This is a genomic window from Mycobacterium paraffinicum (genome assembly GCF_001907675.1).
Classification (GTDB): Bacteria; Actinomycetota; Actinomycetes; order Mycobacteriales; family Mycobacteriaceae; genus Mycobacterium; species Mycobacterium paraffinicum_A.
In genome coordinates, this window is the sequence record NZ_MPNT01000004.1 from 241373 (window position 1) to 266214 (window position 24842).

General features: G+C 69.6%; 25 protein-coding genes. 11 read left to right on the top strand and 14 right to left on the bottom strand.

Annotated features, from left to right (window positions below; genetic code table 11):
• Positions 1 to 28: 28 nt before the first annotated feature.
• The gene (locus BRW65_RS07150; protein ID WP_073872761.1) at positions 29 to 763 is read right to left on the bottom strand and encodes a lysoplasmalogenase; all 735 of its coding nucleotides are present in this window, start codon (positions 761 to 763) and stop codon (positions 29 to 31) included.
• Between BRW65_RS07150 and BRW65_RS07155 the strand changes: the two genes are divergently transcribed.
• The 4 genes from BRW65_RS07155 to BRW65_RS07170 all read left to right on the top strand — a co-directional run bounded on the left by BRW65_RS07155 (position 762) and on the right by BRW65_RS07170 (position 4846).
• Positions 762 to 1724 carry an alpha/beta hydrolase gene (locus tag BRW65_RS07155; RefSeq protein ID WP_073872764.1) on the top strand — a complete coding sequence of 321 codons (963 nt, stop codon included), beginning with the start codon at positions 762 to 764 and terminating at the stop codon, positions 1722 to 1724. The two genes, BRW65_RS07150 and BRW65_RS07155, sit on opposite strands and share 2 nt — an antisense overlap.
• A gap of 22 nt (positions 1725 to 1746) precedes the next feature.
• Positions 1747 to 2712, top strand: coding sequence for an alpha/beta hydrolase (locus tag BRW65_RS07160; protein ID WP_073872768.1), 966 nt, complete (start codon positions 1747 to 1749; stop codon positions 2710 to 2712).
• An 11-nt stretch (positions 2713 to 2723) separates the two neighbouring features.
• Entirely contained in the window at positions 2724 to 4208 is a 1485-nt protein-coding gene (locus BRW65_RS07165; RefSeq protein WP_073872772.1) for a flavin-containing monooxygenase, read from the top strand.
• A 65-nt stretch (positions 4209 to 4273) separates the two neighbouring features.
• Positions 4274 to 4846: a pyridoxamine 5'-phosphate oxidase family protein gene (locus tag BRW65_RS07170; protein ID WP_073872776.1), complete on the top strand. Its 573-nt coding sequence runs from the start codon at positions 4274 to 4276 to the stop codon at positions 4844 to 4846.
• On the opposite strand, the gene metK is transcribed toward BRW65_RS07170, so the two are convergent.
• The 5 genes from metK to mihF form a co-directional block, all read right to left on the bottom strand.
• Positions 4830 to 6041 carry a methionine adenosyltransferase gene (gene metK / locus BRW65_RS07175; protein ID WP_073872779.1) on the bottom strand — a complete coding sequence of 404 codons (1212 nt, stop codon included), beginning with the start codon at positions 6039 to 6041 and terminating at the stop codon, positions 4830 to 4832. The genes BRW65_RS07170 and metK overlap by 17 nt on opposite strands.
• A gap of 96 nt (positions 6042 to 6137) precedes the next feature.
• Positions 6138 to 7391, bottom strand: coding sequence for a bifunctional phosphopantothenoylcysteine decarboxylase/phosphopantothenate--cysteine ligase CoaBC (coaBC, locus tag BRW65_RS07180; protein ID WP_073872783.1), 1254 nt, complete (start codon positions 7389 to 7391; stop codon positions 6138 to 6140).
• Positions 7392 to 7414: 23 nt separating this feature from the next.
• On the bottom strand, positions 7415 to 7741 hold the full coding sequence (gene rpoZ / locus BRW65_RS07185; RefSeq protein WP_055403752.1) for a DNA-directed RNA polymerase subunit omega: 327 nt from the start codon (positions 7739 to 7741) through the stop codon (positions 7415 to 7417).
• 65 nt (positions 7742 to 7806) lie between these two features.
• A complete protein-coding gene (gmk, locus tag BRW65_RS07190) occupies positions 7807 to 8478 on the bottom strand; it encodes a guanylate kinase (RefSeq protein WP_244168015.1) in 672 nt (223 codons plus the stop codon).
• A gap of 49 nt (positions 8479 to 8527) precedes the next feature.
• Entirely contained in the window at positions 8528 to 8842 is a 315-nt protein-coding gene (mihF, locus tag BRW65_RS07195; protein WP_007171927.1) for an integration host factor, actinobacterial type, read from the bottom strand.
• A 463-nt stretch (positions 8843 to 9305) separates the two neighbouring features.
• Between mihF and BRW65_RS07200 the strand changes: the two genes are divergently transcribed.
• Positions 9306 to 9728 carry a TOBE domain-containing protein gene (locus BRW65_RS07200; RefSeq protein WP_073872791.1) on the top strand — a complete coding sequence of 141 codons (423 nt, stop codon included), beginning with the start codon at positions 9306 to 9308 and terminating at the stop codon, positions 9726 to 9728.
• Between the two features lie 120 nt (positions 9729 to 9848).
• Here BRW65_RS07200 and pyrF read toward each other — a convergent pair whose 3' ends face one another.
• The 8 genes from pyrF to BRW65_RS07240 form a co-directional block, all read right to left on the bottom strand.
• Entirely contained in the window at positions 9849 to 10676 is an 828-nt protein-coding gene (gene pyrF / locus BRW65_RS07205) for an orotidine-5'-phosphate decarboxylase (protein WP_073872794.1), read from the bottom strand.
• A complete protein-coding gene (gene carB / locus BRW65_RS07210; RefSeq protein ID WP_073872798.1) occupies positions 10673 to 14050 on the bottom strand; it encodes a carbamoyl-phosphate synthase large subunit in 3378 nt (1125 codons plus the stop codon). The genes pyrF and carB overlap by 4 nt, the downstream gene beginning before the upstream one ends.
• A complete protein-coding gene (gene carA, locus BRW65_RS07215) occupies positions 14050 to 15186 on the bottom strand; it encodes a glutamine-hydrolyzing carbamoyl-phosphate synthase small subunit (RefSeq protein WP_073872802.1) in 1137 nt (378 codons plus the stop codon). The genes carB and carA overlap by 1 nt, the downstream gene beginning before the upstream one ends.
• Entirely contained in the window at positions 15183 to 15692 is a 510-nt protein-coding gene (locus BRW65_RS07220) for a transporter (RefSeq protein WP_073873044.1), read from the bottom strand. The genes carA and BRW65_RS07220 overlap by 4 nt, the downstream gene beginning before the upstream one ends.
• Positions 15689 to 16981 (bottom strand): dihydroorotase, encoded by a 1293-nt coding sequence (locus BRW65_RS07225; protein WP_073872806.1) that lies wholly within the window; start codon positions 16979 to 16981, stop codon positions 15689 to 15691. The genes BRW65_RS07220 and BRW65_RS07225 overlap by 4 nt, the downstream gene beginning before the upstream one ends.
• Positions 16978 to 17937, bottom strand: a complete 960-nt coding sequence (locus BRW65_RS07230; protein WP_073872810.1) for an aspartate carbamoyltransferase catalytic subunit — start codon at positions 17935 to 17937, stop codon at positions 16978 to 16980. Before BRW65_RS07230 ends, BRW65_RS07225 begins: the two co-directional genes overlap by 4 nt.
• Entirely contained in the window at positions 17934 to 18506 is a 573-nt protein-coding gene (gene pyrR / locus BRW65_RS07235) for a bifunctional pyr operon transcriptional regulator/uracil phosphoribosyltransferase PyrR (protein WP_073873041.1), read from the bottom strand. Before pyrR ends, BRW65_RS07230 begins: the two co-directional genes overlap by 4 nt.
• A 205-nt stretch (positions 18507 to 18711) precedes the next feature.
• Positions 18712 to 19143 (bottom strand): cellulose-binding domain-containing protein, encoded by a 432-nt coding sequence (locus tag BRW65_RS07240; RefSeq protein ID WP_073872814.1) that lies wholly within the window; start codon positions 19141 to 19143, stop codon positions 18712 to 18714.
• A gap of 157 nt (positions 19144 to 19300) precedes the next feature.
• Between BRW65_RS07240 and BRW65_RS07245 the strand changes: the two genes are divergently transcribed.
• The 6 genes from BRW65_RS07245 (at position 19301) to BRW65_RS07270 (ending at position 24830) form a co-directional block, all read left to right on the top strand.
• Positions 19301 to 19933: a class I SAM-dependent methyltransferase gene (locus tag BRW65_RS07245; protein ID WP_139272915.1), complete on the top strand. Its 633-nt coding sequence runs from the start codon at positions 19301 to 19303 to the stop codon at positions 19931 to 19933.
• Positions 19934 to 20021: 88 nt separating this feature from the next.
• Entirely contained in the window at positions 20022 to 20387 is a 366-nt protein-coding gene (locus BRW65_RS07250) for an STAS domain-containing protein (RefSeq protein WP_073872822.1), read from the top strand.
• Positions 20388 to 20391: 4 nt separating this feature from the next.
• Positions 20392 to 21597 (top strand): serine hydrolase domain-containing protein, encoded by a 1206-nt coding sequence (locus BRW65_RS07255; protein WP_073872825.1) that lies wholly within the window; start codon positions 20392 to 20394, stop codon positions 21595 to 21597.
• A gap of 1 nt (position 21598) precedes the next feature.
• A complete protein-coding gene (locus tag BRW65_RS07260; protein WP_073872829.1) occupies positions 21599 to 22138 on the top strand; it encodes a GNAT family N-acetyltransferase in 540 nt (179 codons plus the stop codon).
• A gap of 96 nt (positions 22139 to 22234) precedes the next feature.
• Positions 22235 to 22948 (top strand): helix-turn-helix domain-containing protein, encoded by a 714-nt coding sequence (locus BRW65_RS07265; protein WP_073872832.1) that lies wholly within the window; start codon positions 22235 to 22237, stop codon positions 22946 to 22948.
• A 226-nt stretch (positions 22949 to 23174) separates the two neighbouring features.
• Complete coding sequence (locus tag BRW65_RS07270) at positions 23175 to 24830, top strand: GMC family oxidoreductase (protein WP_084187741.1); 1656 nt, start codon at positions 23175 to 23177, stop codon at positions 24828 to 24830.
• Positions 24831 to 24842 lie beyond the last annotated feature (12 nt).

A 24842-nucleotide genomic window follows, 5' to 3' on the forward strand; every position in this document is an offset into this window, starting at 1 on the left:
GCTGGTGCTCAATCCCGTACCGTCCGGGTCAGCTTTCGGCCGGATCCGGGGCGCCGGCGTCGGCCGGTGCCTCACGACCGAAGAAGAACCCGGCCGTCATCAGGATCAGCGCCGCGGCGTACGACCACCAGATCGGCACCGCCAACGCCTCGTTGTCCAGGATGAAGCGGCCGATGGCGATCAGCGAATCGGACGCCGCGAAACAGACCGCCCCCACCGCCGTCCAGATCGTCGGCAGCTTCGCCACCAGGGCGGCGCACACCATCGCGGTCAGCACCAGGATGTAGGCCGTCACCGGGAGCGTCAGCTTGCCCAGGTGCGGCCAGAACCAGGTCAGCAGCGCAATGGTGGCCAGGCACATGGCGACCACTGCGGCGATGCGCCACCCCGACGGGCGCCTGGCGGCCAGCGGCAGCAGCGCACCCAGAAAACACAAGTGCGCCAACAGGAATGCGCCCAGGCCCACGACGAACGACTGGGTCCACCACGGGATCGCCAGCGCCCAGTCACCGATGCCCGACGCCAGCAACGCCGGCATCAGCCACCGCCGCTCACGGACGACGGCGTGGCCCGCCGCGGCGGCCGTCAGCAACAACGCCATCGACGCCTTGAACAGCGGCTGCGCCACCCAGTGCCCGGTCAGCTCGGCGCCCGGCACAGAACCCAATGCCAACACCGTCAGGTACACGCCGTAGCCGAGGGCCGCCCAGCCGGCGAGCACCCAGCCACCGAACACCAGCCGAGGTGCGTACGGTACGTCCATGCCCAGCTTGGACAACACAGCCGACGAAAAGCCCGCTATCGACCCCATCCTGCAGAAGGTACTGGATGCGGTTCCATTCCGGCTATCCACCGAGGACGGCGTCGACGCGGCGCGGCAGCGGTTCCGTGACCTGCCCCGCCGGCCGCTGCACCCCGAGTTGCGCGTCGAGGACCGCACCATCCCCGGTCCCGAAGGGTCGATCGACGTCCGGATCTATTGGCCGCCAATCGAATCCGAGAGCGCCGCGACGCCCGTCGTGCTGTACTTTCACGGCGGCGGCTTCGTCGTCGGCGACCTGGACAGCTACGACGGCACGGCCCGCCAGCACGCGGTCGGCGCCGACGCCATCGTGGTCTCCGTCGACTACCGGTTGGCGCCCGAACACCCCTACCCCGCCGCGATCGAAGACGGTTGGGCCGCAACGCTTTGGGCCGCCGACCACGCCGCCGAGCTGGGCGGTGACCCGAACCGGATGGGCGTGGCCGGGGATTCGGCCGGCGGCACGATCAGCGCGGTGATGGCACATCGGGCGCGCGACCACGGCGCGCCGGCCATCGCCTTCCAGCTGTTGTGGTACCCGTCGACGATGTGGGACGCCTCGCTGCCGTCCTTCACCGAGAACGCCGGCGCGCCGATCCTCGACGTCAAGGCCGTCGCCGAGTTCTCACGCTGGTACGCGGGCGAAGTCGACCTGTCCGCCCCTCCGCCGGGCATGGCGCCCGGGCGCGCTCCCGACGTGTCCAACCTGCCGCCCGCCTACATCGCCGTCGCGGGTTACGACCCGCTGCGCGACGACGGGATCCGATACGGCGAACGGCTGGCGGCCGCCGGCGTGACGGTCGAGGTGCACAACGCCGAGACGCTGGTGCACGGCTACCTCGGCTACGGCGGCGTGGTGCCCGCGGCCACCGCCGCGATGGAACGCGGTCTGGCGGCCCTGCGAATGGGGCTACGCCGGTGAGGCCGGAGCGTACGGTGAGTCCATGACGGAGCCCACCTTCACCCGGCCGGGCATCGACCCGACGTTCAAGGCGTTGCTCGACGCCTTCCCGATGACCTTCACCGCAGCCGACGGCGTGGAAGCCGCCCGCTCGCGGCTGCGGATGCTCAAGGTGCCGCCCGAAATGCTGCCGGACCTACGCGTCGAGGAGCGCACGATCGGACACGGCGACATCAGCGACGTCGGAGTGCGCATCTACTGGCCGCCCCTGGAACCGGAGGAGCCGCTGCCCGTCGTCGTCTTCTATCACGGCGGCGGATTCTGCCTCGGCGACCTCGACACCCACGACCCCCTCGCCCGCGCGCTCGCCGTCGGCGCCGAGGCCATCGTGGTGTCCGTGGACTACCGGCTGGCCCCCGAGCACCCGTTCCCGGCCGGCGTGCACGACTCCTGGGCGGCGTTGCAGTGGGTCGCCGCGCACGCCGCCGAGCTGGGCGGCGACCCCAACCGGATCGCCGTCGCCGGCGACTCGGCCGGCGGCAACCTGGCCGCCGTGATGGCGCACCTGGCCGCCGCGAACGCCGGCCCCGAACTCAGCTTCCAGCTGCTCTGGTACCCGGTCGTCACCGCCGACCTGTCGCTGCCGTCCTACGCCGAGAACGCCAACGCGCCCATCCTCGACCGCGACGTGATCGACGCCTTCCTGTCCTGGTATCTGCCCGACATCGACATCAGCGACCCGACGGCGCTGCCCACCACCCTGGCCCCGGCGAATGCGACGGACCTGTCCGGGTTGCCGCCCGCGTTCATCGCGACCGCCGAACACGACCCGCTGCGCGACGACGGGGCCCGCTACGCGCAGCTGCTGGACGCCGCCGGCGTGCCGGCCGAACTGAGCAACGAGCCCAACCTGGTGCACGGCTACGCCAGCTTCGCCCTGGTGATCCCCGCGGCATCTGCGGCCACCGACCGCGGGCTGGCCGCGCTGAAAAAGGCGCTACACCCCTGAGGCGGTCACCGATGAGCAGCACTCCCGACTACCACACGCTGATCGTCGGCGCCGGCTTCTCCGGGATCGGCGCCGCCATCAAGCTCGACAACGCAGGGCTGTCCGACTATCTCGTCGTCGAGGCGGGCGACGGGGTCGGCGGGACGTGGCATTGGAACACCTATCCCGGTATCGCCGTGGACATTCCGTCGTTTTCCTACCAGTTCTCCTTCGAGCAGAGCCCGGACTGGTCACGCACCTACGCGCGGGGCCGCGAACTCAAGGCCTACGCCGAACGCTGCGTAGACAAATACGGCATCCGATCGCGAATCCGGTTGAACACCAAGGTGCAATCCGCCGAGTTCGACGACGAAAGCTCTCTGTGGCGGGTGCAGACCGACCCGGGGGGCACGGTCACCGCCCGCTTCCTGATCAGCGCCTGCGGCGTCCTGACCGTCCCCAACCTGCCCGACATCGACGGCGTCGACAGCTTCGGCGGCGTCACCATGCACACCGCGCGCTGGGATCACGACCAGGACCTGAGCGGCAAGCGCGTCGCCATCATCGGCACCGGCGCCTCGGCCGTCCAGGTCATCCCCGAGATCGCGCCGATCGTCAAGCAGCTCACGGTTTTTCAGCGCACGCCGATCTGGTGCTTCCCCAAGCTGGACGTCGCGTTGCCCGCGCCGGCCCGTTGGCTGATGCGGGTTCCCGGCGGCAAGGTCGTGCAGCGGCTGCTCAGCCAGGCCTTCGTCGAGGTCACCTTCCCGATCTCCGCGCACTACTTCACCGTCCTGCCGCTGGCCAAGCGGATGGAGTCGGCCGGGCTGGCCTACCTACGCAAGCAGGTGCACGACCCGACGGTGCGCGACCAGCTCACCCCGCGCTACGCGGTCGGCTGCAAGCGCCCCGGGTTCCACAACGAGTACCTGGCCACGTTCAACCGGGACAACGTGCGGCTGGTCACCGAGCCGATCGACAAGATCACGCCGACGGCCGTGGCCACCACCGACGGCGAAAACCACGAGGTTGACGTGCTGATCCTGGCCACCGGCTTCAAGGTGATGGATCCCGACGACGTCCCGACGTTCGCGGTGACCGGCAGCGGCGGCAAGTCGTTGAGCCGGTTCTGGGACGAGCACCGGCTGCAGGCCTACGAGGGTGTCAGCGTGCCCGACTTCCCCAACCTGTTCACGGTTATCGGCCCGTACGGCTACGTGGGCTCGTCGTATTTCGCGCTGATCGAAACCCAGACCCACCACATCGTGCGGTGCCTGACACGGGCGCAGCGCGACGGCGCGACGCGCGTCGAGGTCACCGAGGAAGCCAACGACCGCTACTTCGCCGAGATGCTGCGCCGGCGGCACCGCCAGATCTTCTGGCAGGACAGCTGCCGGCTGGCCAACAGCTACTACTTCGACAAGAACGGCGACGTGCCGCTGCGCCCCACCACCACGGTGGAGGCCTACTGGCGCAGCCGGCGCTTCGACCTCGACGACTACCGGTTCACCGGGTAGTTCCGCTCACCGCCGCGCGGAAAAACCCGGTGCTGGTTGTCACCGCCCGGCGCTAGGCTGCACCCGTGGCCAAGGAGTTTCCGCGTCTTGACGAGTCGCTCACCGAGTTCATCAACGATCAGGCAATGTTCTTCGTCGCCACCGCGCCGTCGGAGGGAGGCCGAATCAACCTCTCCCCCAAGGGGTATCGGGACACCTTCGCGGTGCTCGACGACCACACCGTGGCCTACCTGGACCTGTTCGGCAGCGGCGTGGAAACCATTGCGCACCTGCGGGACAACGGCCGGATCACCATCATGTTCTGCTCGTTCACCCGCAACTCGCGCATCCTGCGGCTGTTCGGCACGGGACGGGTGGTCCGCCCCGACGACGCCGAGTTCGGCGAACTCGTCGGCCATTTCGCCAATCCGCACGCGGGCGTCCGCGCCGTCATCGTCGTCGATCTCGAGCGAATCGCCGACGCCTGCGGGTTCGCGGTGCCGTACTACGAACTCGTCGACGAACGGCCCGTGCTGGACGACTACCACAGCAAGGCGCCCGACGAGGCATACGTTCGGCTCGTCGGGCGCAACCGGCGAAGCATCGACGGATTGCCGGCGCTGGACGCCGACCACCCGTTGCCTAGATCGCGCGCTTGAGCTCGTCGACCTTGTCGAGCCGCTCCCACGGCAGGTCGACATCGGTGCGGCCGAAGTGCCCGTACGCGGCAGTCTGCGCGTAGATCGGGCGCAGCAGGTCCAGGTCCCGGATGATGGCGCCGGGCCGCAGGTCGAACACCTCGGGGACGATCTTCTCGATCTTGACCGGGTCGACCGTCGCGGTGCCGAACGTCTCGATGAACAGGCCGACCGGGGCCGCCTTGCCGATGGCGTAGGCCACCTGCACCTCGACGCGCTCCGCGAGCCCGGCGGCCACGATGTTTTTCGCCACCCAGCGCATCGCGTACGCCGCCGACCGGTCCACCTTGGACGGATCCTTGCCGGAGAAGGCGCCGCCGCCGTGGCGGGCCCAGCCGCCGTAGGTGTCGACGATGATCTTGCGGCCGGTCAGGCCGGCGTCGCCCATCGGACCGCCGAGGACAAACTTGCCGGTGGGGTTGACCAGCACCCGGGTGGACGACGAGTCCAGGGTGTCGTGCGCCAGCTCGGTCAGCACGCTGTTGAGCACGTGCTCCCGGATGTCGGGGTCGAGCGTCTTTTCCAGGTCGACGCCGTCGGCGTGCTGCGTCGAGACGACCACGGTGTCCAGGCGGACCGGGACGTCGTCCTCGTAGGCGATGGTGACCTGCGTCTTGCCGTCCGGGCGCAGGTATCCCAGCGTGCCGTCCTTGCGCACCTCGGTCAGCCTGCGCGACAGCCGGTGGGCCAGCGCGATGGGCAGCGGCATCAGCTCGGGGGTGTCGGCGATCGCGTAGCCGAACATCAGGCCCTGGTCCCCGGCGCCCTGCGAGTCCAGCGGGTCCGCGGCGCCCTCGACGCGCGCCTCGTGGGCGGTGTCGACGCCCTGGGCGATGTCGGGCGATTGGGCGCCGATGCCGATGTTCACGCCGCACGACGCCCCATCGAAGCCCTTGTCCGAGGAGTCGTAGCCGATGTCGAGGATGCGCGCGCGCACCGTGTTGGTGATGTCGGCGAACGCCTCCTTCGCCGTCGTCGTCACCTCGCCCACGACGTGCACCTGACCGGTGGTGACCAGCGTCTCGACCGCGACACGTGAGCGGGGGTCCTGCGCCAGCAGCGCGTCGAGCACCGAGTCGCTGATCGCGTCACAGATCTTGTCGGGATGTCCCTCAGTCACCGACTCACTGGTAAACAGGCGACCCTTTTCGCTCACAATCGAATCCTTCCGAATAGTTAGTTAACCGAATTATATCGGCTGGCGTCGGGCCGGCCGGCACCTGGCCCCGCGCCACAGCAGAATCGAACCGTATTACCCGCCGCCGTGCAGGAACGTGGCGATCGCATCCACGATACGACTGGCCATCAGCGTCTTGGAGCCGTGTTGCAGCGCCGACTCGGTGCCGTCGGAGGCCAGCAGCCAGCCGTCGTTGCTGTCCACCTCGAACGCCCTGCCCTCGCCCACCGCGTTGACCACCAACAGGTCGCAGCCCTTACGGCGCAGCTTCGCCCGGGCGTGAAAAAGCACATCGCCGTTGGCGTCACCCGTTTCGGCCGCGAACCCGACGATGGCCCGCATGTTGGGCAGCTCACCGCTGGCGCGCGCCCGGACCGCGCCGGCCAGCACGTCGTCGTTGCGGACCAGCTCGATCGTCGGCGGATCATTGGAGCCCTTTTTGATCTTGGCGGCGGAAACCTGCGCCGGGCGGAAGTCTGCGACAGCAGCCGCCATCACCAGCACGTCGGCCGCCGGCGCGTGCTTGGCCACCGCGTCGCCGAGTTGCGCAGCCGAGCTCACGTGGACCACCTCGACGCCGGCCGGGTCGATCAGGCCGGCGGTGTGCCCGGCGATCAGCGTGACCTCGGCGCCGCGCTGGGCGGCTACGCGGGCCACCGCGTAGCCCTGCTTGCCGGAGCTGCGGTTGCCGATGAAGCGCACGGGGTCGATCGGTTCGCGGGTGCCGCCGGCGGTCACCAGCAGCTTGCAGCCGGCGAGGTCGTACGGGAGCGCGTCGTGGCGCTCGAGCAGCAGCTGGGCCAGCGTGGTGATCTCCTCGGCCTCGGGAAGCCGGCCGGAGCCGCTGTCGGAGCCGGTGAGCCGCCCGAACGCGGGTTCCAGCACCACCGCCCCGCGGCGCCGCAGGGTGGCCACGTTGTCCACGGTCGCCGGGTGCAGCCACATTTCGGTGTGCATGGCCGGCGCGAACAGCACCGGGCACCGCGCGGTGAGCAGGGTGGCGGTCAGCAGGTCGTCGGCGCGGCCGTGCACCGCGCGGGCGAGCAGGTCCGCGGTGGCCGGCGCCACCACCACCAGGTCGGCCCGCTGGCCGAGCTGGACGTGCGGCACTTCCGGGACGTTCTCGAAGATGCCGGTGTGCACCGGCTGGCCGGAGAGCGCCTCGAACGTGGCGGCCCCGACGAACCGCAGCGCGGATTCGGTGGGGATGACCCGGACCTGATGGCCCGCCTCGGAGAGCTGACGAACGACCGTGCACGCCTTGTAGGCGGCGATGCCACCGGAGACGCCGACGATGATTTTTTTCGCGACCCGATCGCGGTTGTCCACAGCTCGCCCGGCCCCGCGCCCTGTTACTCGCCCTCGGTGTGCTCGAGCAGGTCGGCGTGGATTTCGCGCAGCGCGATCGACAGCGGCTTCTCCTGAAGCCCCGGCTCGACCAGCGGCCCAACGTATTCGAGGATGCCCTCGCCGAGCTGGTTGTAGTAATCGTTGATCTGACGGGCCCGCTTGGCGGCGTAGATCACCAGCGCGTACTTGCTCGACACCCGGTCCAGCAGCTCGTCGATCGGCGGGTTGGTGATGCCCAGCGGGGTGTCGTAGGCGCCCTGCCCGCCAGCCGATGGATCGAACCGGTCGGGGACGGCGGCCAGCGCCGCGTCGGACTGCGGAATAGTCACTTAGGTCAAACTCCTTGGCGGTCAGAGCCCCGAAACGGATTGGCTACCGCTGATGATTCGAATGCTCAATCTCGATTGGATCTGGTCTGGCTCTTGGCCTGGCCAGGCGGGTCGTGCGGACTCGGCGCAGTTCCTAGCAGCAAGGATACCAATTCGGCGCACGCAGACTCCAATTGACTGTTCACGACGACCTCGTCGAAGTCGTCCTGGGCCGCCATTTCGACGCGGGCGGTCTCCAGGCGGCGCTGCATGGCCTCCGGAGTTTCGGTGCCGCGCCCGACCAGCCTGGCCTCCAGGTCCTGCCAACTGGGCGGCGCGAGGAACACGGTGATGGCCTCGGGCATCGCCCTCTTGACCGCCCTGGCGCCGGCCAGGTCGACCTCGATGAGCACCGGGATCCCGGCCGCGGTGGCGGTCCGCACCGGCTCGGCCAGCGTGCCCGAGCGGTGCAGTCCGCCGTGGATCTCGGCCCACTCCAGCAGCGCGCCGTCGTCGATGAGCTGCTGAAAGCGGTCCGGGCTGACGAAGTGGTAATCGACACCGTCGACCTCGCCCGGCCGGGGCGCCCGCGTCGTGGCCGAGACGCTGAAATGCAGGTCCGGGATTCGCTCGCGCAGGCAGCGGACCACCGTCGACTTGCCGACCGCGGAGGGACCGGACAGCACGACCACACGCCCCTGACCTGGTGGTGCGGGACGCGTGCCGTGCCCGATGTCCGGTCCCCCGCTTGCGCTCACTGGCGCTCCTGGGCCGGTGCGCCCATAGCGCGGGAGGGCCGAGGCCGAGCTAGGAGCCGAACTTTTCCAGCAGGGCCTTGCGCTGGCGGTCGCCGAGGCCGCGCAGGCGGCGGGTGGGGGCGATCTCCAGCTCAGTCATGATCTCCTGCGCCTTGACCTTGCCCACCTTGGGCAACGCCTCGAGAAGCGCAGAAACCTTCATCTTGCCCAGGACTTCGTCGGTCTCGGCGTCCTTGAGCACCTGGGTGAGGTTGGTGCCGCCGCGCTTCAGCCGGTCCTTGAGCTCTGCTCGTGCTCGACGTGCGGCAGCCGCCTTCTCCAACGCGGCCGCGCGCTGCTCGTCGGTCAACTGGGGAAGGGCCACGATTCCTCCGTATCTGATCAATCAATTTCAATCGATCTCATTTTGTCTCGCCGGTTCTTCTGCCAGCGGAGACGACCGTACTCAGGCCTCCTGACGAAATCTAACCCGACCCCCTGGTTCAGGGGACAAAGTCCCAGCATGAGCTGCGCGTGTGGTCCGAAAAAGGCGTCCGCCCGGCCTCGGCGATGACCACCCGGGCGCGCGCCGCCGGCGCGGCGCGAGCGCCGTGGCGGCGGCCCAGATATCAGCTCTGAGCTGCGGTTTTATCGGCCGGATCAGATGCCCGGCCGGCCGTCAGGGCGGCGTCGACGGCCGGTCACCGCGGGGCGAAACGCCTCGTGCCGGGGATCACGCATTTTTCGTTGCGTGTCGCGCGTGTCGCGCCCGTCGTGTCCTGCCGCGGCGAGTACGCCCCTTCGCTGGTACGGCCGCCAGCTAATACCCCGAGGGTTACCATCAAGCGGTGTCGAACCTGCGGATCCGTCAGGCCGCTGAGCTGCTCGGAGTCAGCGACGACACCGTCCGGCGCTGGATCAACCAAGGATCGCTGACGGTCAGTCACGACGCGGCGGGCCGCAAGGTCATCGCCAGCGAAGACCTGGCCCGGTTTTCCCGGAACAACGCCCCCGCCCCGCCGCCGGACCCGCTCAGCATCGGCAGCTCGGCCCGGAACCGCTTCGTCGGGCTGGTCACCAGGGTCACCAGCGACCAGGTGATGTCCCAGGTCGAGATGCAGTGCGGCCCGTTCACCGTCGTGTCGCTGATGAGCACCGAGGCCGCGGAGGAACTGCAGTTGCGGCCGGGCAGCGTCGCCGTGGCGGTCGTGAAGGCGACCACCGTGATCGTGGAGACCGCGCGGCCCAGCGCGGCCATAGCGTCCGACTGAGGGCCGGCGCGGGACCCCCGCGGGCCTCGAGCGTGGGCCCTACGCACGATTCTGGAGCGTTTTCGATCCCTAGGGCCCACACTCGGCGACGACCGGGCGGCGCGGGACTACTGCGCGGGCCTACCGCGCGCCCAGGTAGGCGACGGCGTCCAGCATCCGCTCGCCCGCCGCCCGCAGTGCGGCCACGCCCGGCCCGCCCCGCAGCACCTCGCGGGCCACCGCGGGCAACAGCTGACCTGGCGCCGCCCCGCCCAGCCCGGCGAGCGCCTCGGGCCGTCCGCCCTGCACACCGAGCCCGGGGACCAGCACCGGCCCGCCCAGCGCGCTGACGTCGGGCGCCTCGAGCACCGTCGCGCCCACCACCACGCCGACGTACCCGGACCCCGACGGCGACGCCGACTTGTTCACCACCGCCGCCTGGTCGACCACCAGCTGGGCCACCGTGCGGCCGTCGAACGCGGCCCGCTGCACGGTTGCGCCCTCCGGGTTGGAGGTCGCCGCCAGCACGAACACGCCCCGGTCGTGCGCGGCGGCGACTTCCAGCAGCGGCCGCAGCGACCCGAATCCCAGGTACGGCGAGGCCGTGACGGCGTCGGCCGCCAGCGGCGAGTCGCCCGCCCAGGCGGCGGCGTAGGCCGCCATCGTGGTGCCGATGTCGCCGCGCTTGGCGTCCGCCAGCACGAGCACGCCGACCGAACGCAGGGCGGCGATGGTGCGTTCCAGCACCGCGAACCCGGCGGCGCCATAGGACTCGAAGAACGCCACCTGCGGCTTCACGACGGCGAAGCCGGCGAACGCCTCGACGCAGATGTCGCAGAACGCGGCCAGCCCGTCCGCGGTCGTCGGCAGCTCCCAGGCGCGGAGCAGCTCCGGATGCGGGTCGATCCCCAGGCACAGCGGGCCGCGTTGCGCTTTCGCCTCGGCCAGCCGGACGCCGAAACCCGTCATCGATCGCCTTCGTCAGGTCGGGCGCCCTGGCCCATCAGGCTGTGCAGTTCCTGCAGCGACCGGACGCCGATGTCGCCGCGGATGCCCGCCTCGATGCCCTGGATGGCGGCGGAGGCGCCCTGCACCGTGGTGACGCAGGGGATGTTGACCGACACCGCGGCCGAACGGATCTCGTAGCCGTCGATGCGCGGACCGGAGTTGCCGTACGGCGTGTTGATCACCATGTCGACCTCGCCGGCCTTGATCGCGTCGACGGCCGAAACGGCCGGGCGGCCGGGCTGCGGCGGCTCGAAGTGCTTGCGCACCTCGTCACACGGAATCCCGTTGCGCCGCAACATCTCCGCGGTGCCCTCGGTGGCCAGGACGCGGAAGCCCAGGTCGGCCAGGCGCTTGACCGGGAACACCAGCGACCGCTTGTCCCGGTTGGCGACCGAGACGAATACGGTGCCCTCGGCCGGCAGGGACCCGTAGGCCGCCGTCTGACTCTTGGCGAAGGCGGTGCCGAAGTCCCGGTCGATGCCCATCACCTCGCCGGTCGATTTCATCTCCGGGCCCAGCAGCGAATCGATCGCCGCCCCGTCGGCCCGCCGGAACCGGTGGAACGGCAGCACCGCCTCCTTCACCGCGATCGGGGCGTTCCAGGCCGCGTGGGCGCCGTCCCCGGAGGCCGCCAGCATGCCTTCGTCACGCAGCTGGGCGATAGTGGCGCCCAACATGATCCGGGCGCACGCCTTGGCGAGCGGGACGGCGGTGGCCTTCGAGACGAACGGAACCGTGCGGCTGGCCCTCGGGTTGGCCTCCAAAACGTAGAGCACGTCGTCCTTGAGGGCGTATTGCACATTGAGCAGGCCGATCACCCCGATGCCGTGGGCGATGGCCTCCGTCGCGCGGCGCACCTTCTCGATGTCGCTGCGGCCCAACGTGACCGGCGGCAGCGCGCACGCGGAGTCGCCGGAGTGGATGCCGGCCTCCTCGATGTGCTCCATGATGCCGCCGATGTAGACCTCCGCGCCGTCGCACAGCGCGTCGACGTCGATCTCCACCGCGTCCTCGAGGAAGCGGTCGACCAGCACCGGGTGCTCGGGCGACAGCGCGGTGGCGCGGGTGATGTAGCCCTCCAGCGTCTCGTCGTCGTAGACGATCTCCATCCCGCGGCCGCCCAGCACGTACGACGGCCGCACCAGCACCGGATAACCGATCTCGTCGGCGATCCGGCGGGCCTGCGCGAAAGTCGTTGCCATGCCGTATTTCGGCGCCGGTAGGCCGGCGCCGGCCAGCACGTCGCCGAACGCGCCGCGGTCCTCGGCCAGGTCGATCGCCTCCGGTGGGGTGCCCACGATAGGGACCCCGGCGTCGGCCAGGCGCTGCGCCAACCCGAGCGGGGTCTGGCCGCCCAGTTGCACGATGACGCCGACCACGCCGGGCCCCGCACCGGCCGACTGCTGTTCGGCGCGGTACACCTCGAGGACGTCCTCGAACGTCAGCGGCTCGAAGTACAGCCGGTCGGCGGTGTCGTAGTCGGTGGACACCGTCTCGGGGTTGCAGTTGACCATCACGGTCTCGAATCCGGCCTGGCTCAACGTGGTTGCGGCGTGCACGCAGCTGTAGTCGAATTCGATGCCCTGGCCGATGCGGTTGGGCCCGGACCCGAGGATCAGCACCTTGGGCCGCTCGGCCTGCGGGGCGACCTCCGTCTCGGCGGCCGGGTCGAGCTCGTAGCTGCTGTAGTGGTAGGGCGTCTTGGCCTCGAATTCCGCCGCGCAGGTGTCGACGGTCTTGTACACCGGGTGGATGCCCAGCCGCTCGCGCAACGAGCGCACGCCGTTCTCGCCCGCCAGTTCCGGCCGCAGGGAGGCGATCTGGCGGTCGGACAGCCCGCTGTGCTTGGCCCGCCGCAGCAGGTCGGTGTCGAGCACCGGGGCGTCCACCAGCTCGGCCCGCAGCGTGCCCAGCTCGCCGATCTGGGCCACGAACCACGGGTCGACCCCGCTGGCCTCGGCGACCTGCTCGATCGACGCGCCCAGCCGCAGCGCCAGCTCGATGTCGTAGAGCCGACCCTCGGTCGGGGTGCGCAGCCGGTCGAGCACGTCGGCCGGCCCGTTTCCGACCCCCGCCGGATCGTCCGGCTTGGTCCAGAAACCCGCGCGGGTGGTCTCCAGCGACCGCATCACCTTGCCGAGCGCCTCGATGAAGTTGCGGCCCAACGACATTGCCTCGCCGACGGACTTCATCGTGGTGGTCAGGGTTGCGTCCGCCCCGGGGAACTTCTCGAACGCGAACCTCGGCGCCTTGACGACGACGTAGTCGAGGGTGGGTTCGAAGCAGGCCGGCGTTTCCTTGGTGATGTCGTTGACGATCTCGTCGAGGGTGTACCCGATGGCCAGCTTCGCGGCGATCTTGGCGATCGGGAAGCCGGTGGCCTTGGAGGCCAGCGCGCTGGACCGCGACACGCGCGGGTTCATCTCGATGACGATCAGCCGGCCGTCGACCGGATTGATCGCGAACTGGATGTTGCAGCCGCCGGTGTCCACCCCGACCTCGCGCAGGATCGCGATGCCCAGGTCGCGCATCCGCTGGTATTCCCGGTCGGTCAGCGTCATCGCCGGCGCGACGGTGACCGAGTCACCGGTGTGCACGCCCATCGGGTCGAAGTTCTCGATCGAGCAGACCACGACGACGTTGTCGTTGCCGTCGCGCATCAGCTCGAGCTCGAATTCCTTCCAGCCGTAGATCGATTCCTCGATCAGCACGTTGGCGCTGGGGCTTTCCGCCAGGCCGGCGCCGGCCATTCGGTCGACCTCTTCGACGGATCGCGCCATGCCCGACCCCAGCCCGCCCATCGTGAAGCTGGGCCGCACCACGACCGGCAAGCCGAGCTCGGAGACCGTCTCGCGGACCTCCTCCATCGTGAAACACACTCGGCTGCGGGCGGATTCACCGCCCACCTTGGCGACGATGTCCTTGAACATCTGCCGGTCCTCGCCGCGCTGGATGGCGTCGATGTCGGCCCCGATGAGCTCGACGCCGTGGCGCTCCAGCGCCCCGTTCTCGTGCAGCGCGACCGCGGTGTTGAGCGCGGTCTGGCCGCCCAGCGTGGCCAGCAGCGCGTCGATCTTGTTGCCACGCTCGGCCTGCTGGGCGATCACCCGCTCCACGAAGGCCGGGGTGATCGGCTCGACGTAGGTGTGGTCGGCGTACTCCGGGTCGGTCATGATGGTGGCCGGGTTGGAGTTGATCAGGCTGACCTGCAACCCCTCCGCCCGCAGCACCCGGCAGGCCTGGGTGCCGGAGTAGTCGAATTCGGCCGCCTGGCCGATGACGATCGGCCCCGAGCCGATCACCAGCACGTGGTGCAGGTCGGTGCGACGCGGCACTAGCGCCCCCCTTCGCTCTGTTGGGCGGCCATCAGCTCGATGAATTGGTCGAACAGGTATTCCGCGTCGTGTGGTCCGGCGGCGGCCTCGGGGTGGTACTGCACCGAGAACGCCCGCCCGTCGGCGAGTTTGACGCCCTCGACCACCCCGTCGTTGGCGCAGGTGTGGCTGACGACCGCCGGGCCGAACGGGGTGTCGAAGGACTGGCCGGCCTCGCCTTCCAGCGCGAAGCCGTGGTTCTGCGCGGTCACCGCCACCCGCCCGGTCGCGTGGTCCATCACCGGGATGTTGATGCCCCGGTGGCCGAACACCATCTTGTAGGTGGACAGGCCCAGCGCGCGGCCCAGGATCTGGTTGCCGAAACAGATGCCGAACAACGGAATCCCGGCGCTCAGCACCTCGCGGGTGAGCGCGACGACGTGGTCGGCGGTGGCGGGGTCGCCGGGTCCGTTGGACAGGAACACGCCGTCGGGTGAGATGTCGGCGATCTCGGAGAAGGTGGTCGATGACGGCAACACGTGGCTGCGAACCCCGCGGCGGGCGAAGTTGCGCGGCGTGTTGGTCTTGATCCCCAGGTCCAGCGCGACAACCGTGAAGCGTTGTGGCCCTTCGGGTTCCACGATGTAGCGCTCCGGCGTGCTGACCTCTCCCGCGAGATCGGCGCCGAGCATCGATTGCTGTCCGCGCACCCGCTCGACCAGCTCGGCGGGGTCGGCGAGCGCCTCACCCGAGAAGACCCCCGCCTTCATCGAGCCGCGGGTGCGCAGGTGGCGCACCACCGCGCGGGTGTCGATGCCGGCGATCCCGACGATGTGCTGGCGCACCAGCTCGTCTTCCAGGGTGCCGGTGGCGCGCCAGTTGGACGCCCGCGGCGACGGGTCGCGCACCGCGTAGCCGGCGACCCAGATCTTGTCGCCGCGGCTCTCCGCGTCCTCGTTGTTCCAGCCGGTGTTGCCGATCTGCGGAGCGGTGGCCACCACGATCTGCCGGTGATAGCTGGGGTCGGTCAGCGTCTCCTGGTAGCCGGACATGCCGGTGGAAAAGACGGCCTCACCGAGTGTTTGGCCGACCTTGCCGAACGGCGTGCCGGTGAAGACGCGCCCGTCCTCGAGCACGAGCAATGCTTTCTTGTTCACGCGGCTCCCTCCTGCTGGGACTCCAGCCACTCGGTGTATTCGTCGCGGTGATTCGCCCGGAAGCCGGTGTCGATCTCGACCCCCGACGGCAACCGCCACCGAATCGCCAATACCCCGATCCGGGCCACGGCCCGACCGCCCATGCGGCGCTCGATGCGGATACCGGTGATCGAGTCTTGGGGAATCCAGATCGGTTGGGCCCGTTGCCGTTCCACCATGATCCCACCGACATAACGGGTCAGCACCGCCCTGCTGCGGAAACCCAGATCACCGGCGGCGATCCGGTCGTGCCAGCCCGGCGCCATCATGGAACCGCAATAGTGGCCGCGGGTGGTGATGAGCGCCGCACCCACCTCGTCGGGCACACCGGGCAGGTCGCCGATCAGCTCTGCCTGCCGCTCCGAGCGGCGCTGCCAGCTGCGCATCATCAGCTGGATCACCACCGCGATCACCACCACCAGCACGGCCGCGAAGATCAGCGACCCCACCAGCGTGCCTGAATTCATGCCGGGCACTTCCCGTCTCGCGCGGTGACCTTGCCCCGCAGCAGTGTCGCCGTCACGGTGGCGGGCAGCTCCATCGACTCGAACGGCGTGTTGGCCGACCGACTCGCCAGATCGGACCCGGCCACCGTCCAGGTGGCTTCGGGGTCCACCACCGTCAGGTTGGCCGGCTCCCCCACCTCCAGCGGGCGGCCGTGATCGGGCAGCCCGACGATGCGGGCGGGATTTTCGCTCATCACCCGCGCGACGTCGCGCCACGTCAACATCCCGGGCGTCACCATCGTGTGCACCACGACCGACAGGGCGGTCTGCAGGCCCAGCATGCCGGGACGCGCCGCGGCGAATTCCACGCACTTCTCGTGCTCGGCGTGCGGGGCGTGGTCGGTGGCCACGCAGTCGATGACGCCGTCGGCCAGGGCCTGACGCAACGCCACCGCGTCGGCCGCCTCGCGCAGCGGCGGGTTGACGCGGTTGCGCCCGTCGTAGCTGGCCAGCCTGCCGTCGTCGAGCAGCAGGTGATGCGGGGTGACCTCGGCGGTGATCGAGATGCCTTGATCCTTGGCCCATTTCAGCAGCTCGACGGTGCCCGCGGTGGACGCGTGGCAGATGTGCACGCGGGCGCCGGCGTCGCGCGCCAGCAGCGCGTCGCGGGCGACGATCGATTCCTCGGCGGCCCGCGGCCATCCCGAGAGCCCGAGCCGGGCGGCGGTGGGTCCCTCGTGGGCGACGGCGCCGACGGTCAGCCGGGGTTCCTCGGCGTGCTGGGCGATCAGCACGCCCAGGCCGGTGGCGTACTCGAGGGCGCGGCGCATCACCAGCGGGTCGTGCACGCAGACACCGTCGTCGGAGAACATCCGCACCTGCGCCGCGCCGGAGGCCATCATGCCCATCTCGGTGAGCTCGGCGCCGGCGAGCCCGACGGTGACGGCGCCGACGGGGTGGACGTCGACCAGGCCGACCTGCTGGCCGCGGTGCCACACGTGGTCGGTGACCACCGGGCTGTCGGCGACGGGATTGGTGTTGGCCATGGCGAACACGGCCGTGTAGCCGCCCAGAGCCGCTGCGGCCGAGCCGGTTTCGATGTCTTCGGCGTATTCGCGGCCGGGCTCGCGCAGGTGCGTGTGCAGGTCGACGAACCCGGGCAGCAACACCTGCCCGGTGGCGTCGATGACGTCGGCATCGACCGGGACGTCGAGGCCGGCGCCGATGTCGGCGATCTGGCCGTCATCGACCAGCACGTCGACCCGGTCGCCCTCGCCGTACAACCGGACCCCGCGAATCAACACGCTCACGCCGCCCCCTCACTTCCGGCCGACTCCGCGCCGACGAGGACATGGAACAGCACCGCCATGCGCACATGCACACCGTTGGAAACCTGTTGCAGCACGGCCGATTGCGACGAGTCGGCCACCGACGACGCGATCTCCATGCCGCGCAGCATCGGACCCGGGTGCAGCACGACGGCGTGGCCGGGCAGCATCGCCTGCCGGCGATCGGAAAGACCGTAGCGCGAGGAGTATTCGCGCACCGACGGGAAGAAGCCGCCGTTCATGCGTTCGGCCTGCACCCGCAGCATCAGCACCGCGTCGGCGGCGGGCAGCTCGGCGTCGAAGTCGCCCGTGACGGTGACCGGCCAGCCGTCGACGCCGACCGGCAACAGCGTGGGCGGCGCGACCAGCACCACCTCGGCGCCCAGGGTGTTCAGCAGCATGACGTTGGAGCGGGCGACCCGGCTGTGCAGGATGTCGCCGACGATCACGACGCGCCGGCCCTCGATGCCGCCGAGGCGCTGGCGGAGGGTCAGCGCGTCCAGCAGCGCCTGCGTCGGGTGCTCGTGGGTGCCGTCCCCGGCGTTGATCACCGAGGGGCCGGCGTTGTTGTCGGCACACGTCCAGTCGGCGAGCAGGTGTGCCGCGCCCGACGCCGGGTGACGGATGATCAGCGCGTCGGCGCCGGCCGCCCGCAGCGTCAACGCCGTGTCGCGCAGCGACTCGCCCTTGCCCACCGACGATCCCGCCGCGCTGACGTTGATCACGTCGGCGCTCATCCACTTGCCCGCCACCTCGAACGACACCCGGGTGCGGGTGGAGTTCTCGTAGAACATCGTGATGACGGTGCGCCCGCGCAGGGTGGGCAGCTTCTTGATCTCGCGGCCCACCAGCGCCTGGGCGAAGCGGTCGGCGTCGTCAAGGATGGCGGTGGCCTCGTCGCGGGTCAGGTCGCCGGCGGCCAGCAGGTGGCGGGTCATCGGGAGATCACCACCCCGTCGCGGCCGTCGTGCTCGCTCAGCAGCACGTGCACGCTCTCGGTGCGCGATGTCGGCACGTTTTTGCCGACGTAGTCCGCGCGCAGCGGGAGTTCGCGGTGGCCCCGGTCGACCAGCACGGCAAGTTGGACCGCCCGGGGCCGGCCGACGTCGCGCAGCGCGTCCAGGGCGGAGCGCACCGAGCGACCGGAATACAGGACGTCGTCGACGAGGATCACCAGCGCGTCGTCGATGCCGCCGGCCGGGATCGACGTGGCCTCCAGCGGCCGCGGCGGCTTCTGCATCAAATCGTCGCGGTACAAGGTGATGTCGAGCCCGCCGTGGCCGACTTCGACGCCGCTGAATTCGGCGATGTGGGTGGCCAGCCGCTCGGCGAGGATCACCCCGCGGGTCGGGATGCCCAACAGCACCACCCGCGGCGCGTCGGGGCCGTCCAACGCCGTCTTTTCGATGATCTGATGCGCGATACGGGAAATGGTGCGGCCCACGTCGGCCGCCGACATCAGTTCCCGGGACCCGCGGCTCAAGCCGCCCTCGTCCACAGCACCCATGCGAGACTTGACCTCCTTCTCCGCCTCGCGGGACGGATCGTTAAAGGATGTCGACTGCACGGCAGCGTAGCACCTCTGCAGTGCAGCGTCGGCGCGGGGCACGAGCGCGGCCGGGCCGGAAGGCCGCTGCGCCCCACCGGTCCCAGGCGTCTCGCCGGGAGTCGGCGCGCTCTATCTCGGTGAGAGCCTTAGTGCGCGGCCGCCTCTAGGTGCACGGGTATTGCCCGTTGAGCACGCAATTCGAGGGCGGCGTGAAGGCTCCGATCAGCGCGCCCCTCATGCCACCCGTGGCGGACCCACCGGGTGCGATGCTGCGATTCCAGTTCACGGGGGTGAGAACGAAGTGGGTGCCCGATTGCGTGACGTTGCTGTTCCAGGTGTGCAGGACGGACTGTCCCGCCGGCATGTCGAAGTCGATCCGCCAATCGGTGAGCGGCACCAGGCTCAAGTTGGTGACGGTGAAGTTCGCGATGAAACCGGTCTGCCACGCATGCTCCACCGACAGCGTCGCCGCGGCGGGCGCGGCCGCACGCGCCACGGGGGTGACGGCGAGTCCGAGGGTGGCAATGATCAGTGCCGACACGGATACGTGAAGGGCTGTGCGCCAGCGCTTCACGTGGTTCTTCAGTTCGGCCATGCCGCCAACATTAGAGCCAAGCAGGCGTTATCGACCCGCGCATCGCGGCGCGCTGCAGTACCTTTGCTCAACCGAAACCGTCACGAAATTTTGCCTTGATACCGCGCCACGTCGTCGCGCTACGCTGGCGAAAGTGACGGGCTCCGGATTCTCCCGATTGCAACGAATGGACTTCGACGCGCTCTACCGCGGCGAGAGCCCCGGCGAAGGCATCCCACCCATGGCAACGCCGCCGTGGGATACCAAGGCGCCCAAAGACAGTGTCGTCGCTTGGCATGGCGGCGGCTGGGTTCACGGCGAGGTCCTGGACATCGGCTGCGGGCTCGGCGACAACGCCATCTACCTGGCTCGAAACGGCTTCAGCGTCACCGGGCTGGACATCTCCCCCACCGCGCTGGTCACCGCCGAGCGCCGCGCCCGTGAGGCCGCAGTCGACGTGACGTTCGCGGTGGCCGACTCCACCAAGCTGGAGGGCTACTCCGAGGCCTTCGACACCGTCATCGACAGCGGCATGTTCCACTGCCTCGACGACGACGGCAAACGCAGCTATGCCGCCGCGGTACACCGCGCGACCAGGCCCGGCGCCACGCTGCTGATGAGCTGCTTCTCGGACGCCAACGCCCCCGACGAGCGGTGGCCGCGGCCGGCGGTCTCGGAGCGGACGCTGCGGGACGTCCTCGGCGGCGCGGGCTGGGACATCGAGTCGCTGGAGCCCGCGACGATGCGCCGGGACGTGGACGGCGCCGAAGTCGAGATGGCGTTCTGGTACCTCCGCGCGCAGCGGCGCTGACCAAGCTGACCGAACCCGCCGCTCGCCGCGACCGCGGTATTTCGGCCCGGGTAATCGGCCGCCGCGGAGAAGAAAGTACGTTCGATTCGTGAGCGAGGAATTCTGGGTCACCCGCCGCGATGCCGGGGATGCGGTGGTGTTGCAGGTCAGCGGCGTGGTGGACATCATCACCGCGCCGTCGCTCGCCACCCATATCGACGCTGCCCTGGCCGGCACGCCCGCGGTGCTCGTCATCGACCTCACCGAGGTCGATTTTCTGTCCTCCGCGGGCATCACCGTGCTGGTCGAGGTCCATCGCCTGACCGAGAACAGCCCGACCTCGCTGCGGGTGGCGGCCGACGGCTCGGCCACCAGCCGGCCGCTGCGCATCGTCGGCCTCGACCAGTTCATCGACCTCTACCCCACCGTGGACGAGGCCTTGGCCGGGGCCCCGCGCGGTCCGGAGCTAACCTGACCGGGTGAATCTCGACGTCAATGCGGCCTCCATTCGCGAAGTGTGCGATGCGGGCCTGCTCGCCGGCGCGCTGACGATGGTCTGGCAGCGCGGAGAAGTCCTGCAGGTCAACGAAATCGGTTACCGCGACGTGGACGCCGGCCTGCCGATGCGGCGCGACACGCTGTTCCGAATCGCGTCGATGACCAAGCCGGTCACCGTCGCGGCGGTGATGAGCCTGGTCGACGAGGGGAAGCTCACGCTGAAGGACCCGGTCGTGCGCTGGGCGCCGGAGCTGGCCGACGTCCGGGTGCTCGACGACCCACACGGCCCGCTGGATCGAACCCACCCCGCCCAGCGGTCCATCCTGATCGAGGACCTGCTCACCCACACCAGCGGCCTGGCCTACGGCTTCTCGGTGTCCGGGCCGATCGCCAAGGCCTACGTGCGGCTGCCGTTCAACCAAGGCCCGGACGCCTGGCTCGCCGAGCTGGCCAAGCTGCCGCTGGTGCATCAGCCGGGCGACCGCCTCACCTACAGCCACTCCATCGACCTGCTGGGCGTCATCGCCTCACGCATCGAAGGCAAGCCGTTCCACCAGGTACTCGACGAGCGCGTCCTGGGCCCGGTCGGCATGCCCGACACCGGATTCTTCGTGTCCCCCGACGGGCGCCGCCGCGCGGCCACCATGTACCGGCTCGACGGGCAGGGCCAGCTGCACCACGACGCGATGGGGCCGCCGCACATCAAGCCGCCCTCGTTCTGCAACGCCGGCGGCGGGTTGTGGTCGACCGCCGACGACTACCTGCGGTTCGTGCGGATGCTGCTCGGCGACGGGACGATCGACGGCGTGCGGGTGCTCTCCCGCGAGTCGGCCCGGCTGATGCGGACCGACCGGCTCACCGACGAGCAGAAGCGCCACGACTTCCTCGGGGCGCCCTACTGGGTCGGCCGCGGCTTCGGCCTGAACCTGTCGGTGGTCACCGACCCCGCCAGGAGCGCACCGCTGTTCGGCCCGGGCGGGCTCGGGACGTTCAGCTGGCCGGGCGCCTATGGGACGTGGTGGCAGGCCGACCCGACGGCGGATCTGGTGCTGCTGTACCTGGTGCAGAACCTGCCCGACATGTCCGCGGACGTGGCAGCGGCGGTCGCCGGCAACACGTCGCTGGCGAAACTGCAATCGGCGCAACCGAAATTCGTCCGACGCACCTATCAAGCGCTCGGCCTCTGACGTGGCCGATTACCCGCCCGACCGGATCACCGGACCCCGCCTCGTGCTGCGCCGGCCGGTGCTCGACGATGCCGGCGCGCTGTTCCAGCGGGTCGCCCGCGATCCCGAGGTCACCAGGTACCTGATGTGGGCGCCGCATCCCGACGTGGCGGCGACGCGGCGGGTGATCACCGAAAAGCTCAACGCCACCCCCGACGAGCGGACGTGGGCGATCGAATTGCGGCACAGCGGTGAGGTGGTCGGGCTGACCAGCTGCCGGCGCCCGGTGCCGCACTCGGTCGAGATCGGTTACTGCCTGGGCCGACGGTGGTGGGGCAAGGGATTGATGGCCGAGGTGCTCGACATGCTGCTGACCGCGCTCGACAGCGACCGGGCGGTGTACCGGGTATGGGCCACGTGCAACGTGGACAACGAGCGCTCGGCGCAGTTGCTGGAGCGCGCCGGCTTCGTGTTGGAGGGGCGGCTGGCCCGCCACGCGGTCTACCCCAACCTGGGGCTCGAGCCGCAGGACAGCCTGCTCTACGCGAGGATCTTGCGCTGATCGCCGCTGCTGGCCCAGTGCATGTCGAACTATTCGGGGGCTTGGTGGCGTTCACTCAAAATGATGGCCCCCTAGTGAGGTCCCTAGTGAGGTGAAGTGACGGATCGCGAGAGATCGTCGTCGCGGCGCGGCGGCAAGCCCGATGAGCAGCCCCGGGAAGCTTGGAGCGCTGGGCGCGGAGTACTCGACGGTGCATTCCGGCTCCTGCAGGCGTTGCCGCAGACCGGCCGCGGCCACCAACACAGCGACCTGGCGCGTATCACCGGGATTCCGCGATCGACCGTCTACCGTCTGCTGTCCCAGCTGGAGGCCGTCGGCGCGGTCGAACGCCTGCCCGACGGACACTACGTGCCCGCCCCCTTACTGTCGGACATCGCGCGCCGCGGGGACCCACACGCCGCGCTCCGCGCGAAGGGCCTGCAGATGATGCACGCGCTGCGCAACCGTACCGGCGCGACGATCTCGCTCGTCGTCCCCACCGAACAGGGCAGCACAGCGCTCGAAGTGGTGCCGGGCCGACTGGCTCTGCCCACGCGGATCTACTCCGGCATCGCGATGCCGAGCACATCCGCGGCCGCCCTGGTCTTCGACCCCAGCCCCGCTCCCGAACGCGCCAACCCGGTCGACGGGTGGGCCCACGACGACGAGCGGGTGTATTCGGGATTGACGTGTTATGCGTCGGCCATTCGGGTGGGCGGACGTACCGAGGCCGCACTGCAGATCTCGACACCGGTCGACCGGCCTTCCAGCCGGTTCGCGACCCTCATCCGCCGAGCCGCCGACCGCGTCGCCGAACAGCTATCAGCGTAACCGGATAGCCAACGGCGGAAGTCTGTTTCGCGCCGTGTCGGGCGTCGGACAAGCCGCATTTGGGCAAACCTTGGCCTCTTGGGCGGTCGCTGTCCGCTGAGCGGACAGACGCGTGACGGAGGTCTTCGGCATGCCTAGCTTTGGATTCGCAAGGTACTCAAGGACCGAACGGCCCACCCAGTGCAGTGGCATGACGAGGCGTCGCCGCGACGAACGGAGTCGTTTGATGACAACACGTTTCAGCGTCCCGGAGACAGACGCCGAAGACGTCGCCCGCTATACCGATCGCGAATTCGATCGCAAGGTGCAGGCCAACCAGCGCAACCTGCGCGCCGCGTTGCGCGGCGTCTACGACTTCGTGGTGTGTGGCTCGGGTTCATGGGGTTCGGTGGTTGCTCGCAGATTGGCCGAAAACCCGGCTGTTCGGGTCCTTCTCGTGGAAGCCGGCGGGGCGGACAGCGGGCCGCCGGTCGTGGACCCCACCGCCTGGCCGACGAACATCGGCACCGACAGAGACTGGTGTTATACCAGCGAGTCCGAACCGGCCCTCGGTGGCCGACGCCTGCAGATGTCAATGGGCAAGGTGCTCGGCGGAGGGTCCAGCATCAACGCGATGGTGTGGTCGCGCGGGCACGCCCGAGACTGGGATCTATTCGCGGCCGAGTCCGGTGACCCGGGATGGAGCTACCAGTCGATTCTGGACATCTATCGCCGGATCGAAGACTGGCACGGCGATCCCGATCCCGCTTTTCGGGGCACCGGGGGTGAGGTATTCGTTCAACCGGCACCCGATCCTCATCCAGTCGCTCTGGCAATGCTGCACGGAGCCAAGGCTATTGGTGTACCGCACTACGAGAACGCGAACGGCCGGATGATGGAGTCCGATCGCGGTGTGGCGCTGGGCGATTTGCGGCTCAGCGGCGGGCAGCGGCTGTCAGCATTCCGCACGTACACCTACCCGCTGATGGATCGCCCGAACCTGACCGTGCTGCCCGGTGCGATGGTGACCCGCGTCATCGTCGAGGGACGCCGGGCACGCGGCGTAGAGATCATCTACCGCGGGCAGACGCACCGAATCTCGGCGGCCGCGGAGGTCGTGCTCTCGCTGGGCGCGATCAACACGCCGAAGGTTCTCATGTTGTCGGGTCTGGGCGACCGTGATGAACTCCGCGAATCCGGCGTCGACGTCGAGCATCATTTGCCCGGAGTCGGGAAGAATCTTCAGGATCACACCGCGTTCGACTGCGTCTGGGAATACCCCGATGGCGCACTGCCCCTGCGCAATAACGGCTCGGAAGTGGTGGTGTTCGAGCGGATCGGCGCCGCAAGCGACGCCCCGGACATCTTCATCTGGCAGGCCGAGGCGCCGCTGTCCACCCCGGAGAACATCGCCCAATACGGACTTCCGGAATCCGGGTGGACGTTGTTCTCCGCGATCGCGCGCCCCCACAGCCGCGGGCAGGTCCGGCTGTCGGGCGCCGATCCCCTGTCCCCGCCGCGCATCCACACCAACGCGCTGGCGGAACGCGCCGACGTCGACGCGGCGCTGGCCTGCATCGCGCTGTCCCGCGAGATCGGCAACTCCGCGGAATTGAGGCCTTATGTCAAGCGCGAGGTCATGCCGGGCGACCTGCACGGCGATCAGCTGGAATCGTTCGTGCGCAACGCAACCCGGACCTTCTGGCATCAATGCGGCACCGCGAAGATGGGGCGCGATCCGATGTCGGTGGTCGACGGCGAACTGAAGGTGCACGGCGTTGAGAACCTGCGCATCGCCGACGCGTCCGTCATGCCTCGCATTACGACGGGAAACACAATGGCGCCGTGCGTGATCATCGGCGAACGTGCCGCTCAATTGCTGAGATCCGAGCATCGGGTCTAGCCGCGCTGGGCG

Bases quoted from the DNA above. Each gene is read 5' to 3' on its own strand.
- BRW65_RS07155 (WP_073872764.1), top strand. From the start codon at position 762: ATGCCCAGCTTGGACAACACAGCCGACGAAAAGCCCGCTATCGACCCC.
- BRW65_RS07150 (WP_073872761.1), bottom strand. From the start codon at position 763: ATGGACGTACCGTACGCACCTCGGCTGGTGTTCGGTGGCTGGGTGCTC.
- BRW65_RS07160 (WP_073872768.1), top strand. From the start codon at position 1,747: ATGACGGAGCCCACCTTCACCCGGCCGGGCATCGACCCGACGTTCAAG.
- BRW65_RS07165 (WP_073872772.1), top strand. From the start codon at position 2,724: ATGAGCAGCACTCCCGACTACCACACGCTGATCGTCGGCGCCGGCTTC.
- pyrF (WP_073872794.1), bottom strand. From the start codon at position 10,676: ATGACGGGTTTCGGCGTCCGGCTGGCCGAGGCGAAAGCGCAACGCGGC.
- BRW65_RS07220 (WP_073873044.1), bottom strand. From the start codon at position 15,692: ATGAATTCAGGCACGCTGGTGGGGTCGCTGATCTTCGCGGCCGTGCTG.
- BRW65_RS07230 (WP_073872810.1), bottom strand. From the start codon at position 17,937: ATGACCCGCCACCTGCTGGCCGCCGGCGACCTGACCCGCGACGAGGCC.
- pyrR (WP_073873041.1), bottom strand. From the start codon at position 18,506: ATGGGTGCTGTGGACGAGGGCGGCTTGAGCCGCGGGTCCCGGGAACTG.
- BRW65_RS07240 (WP_073872814.1), bottom strand. From the start codon at position 19,143: ATGGCCGAACTGAAGAACCACGTGAAGCGCTGGCGCACAGCCCTTCAC.
- BRW65_RS07270 (WP_084187741.1), top strand. From the start codon at position 23,175: ATGACAACACGTTTCAGCGTCCCGGAGACAGACGCCGAAGACGTCGCC.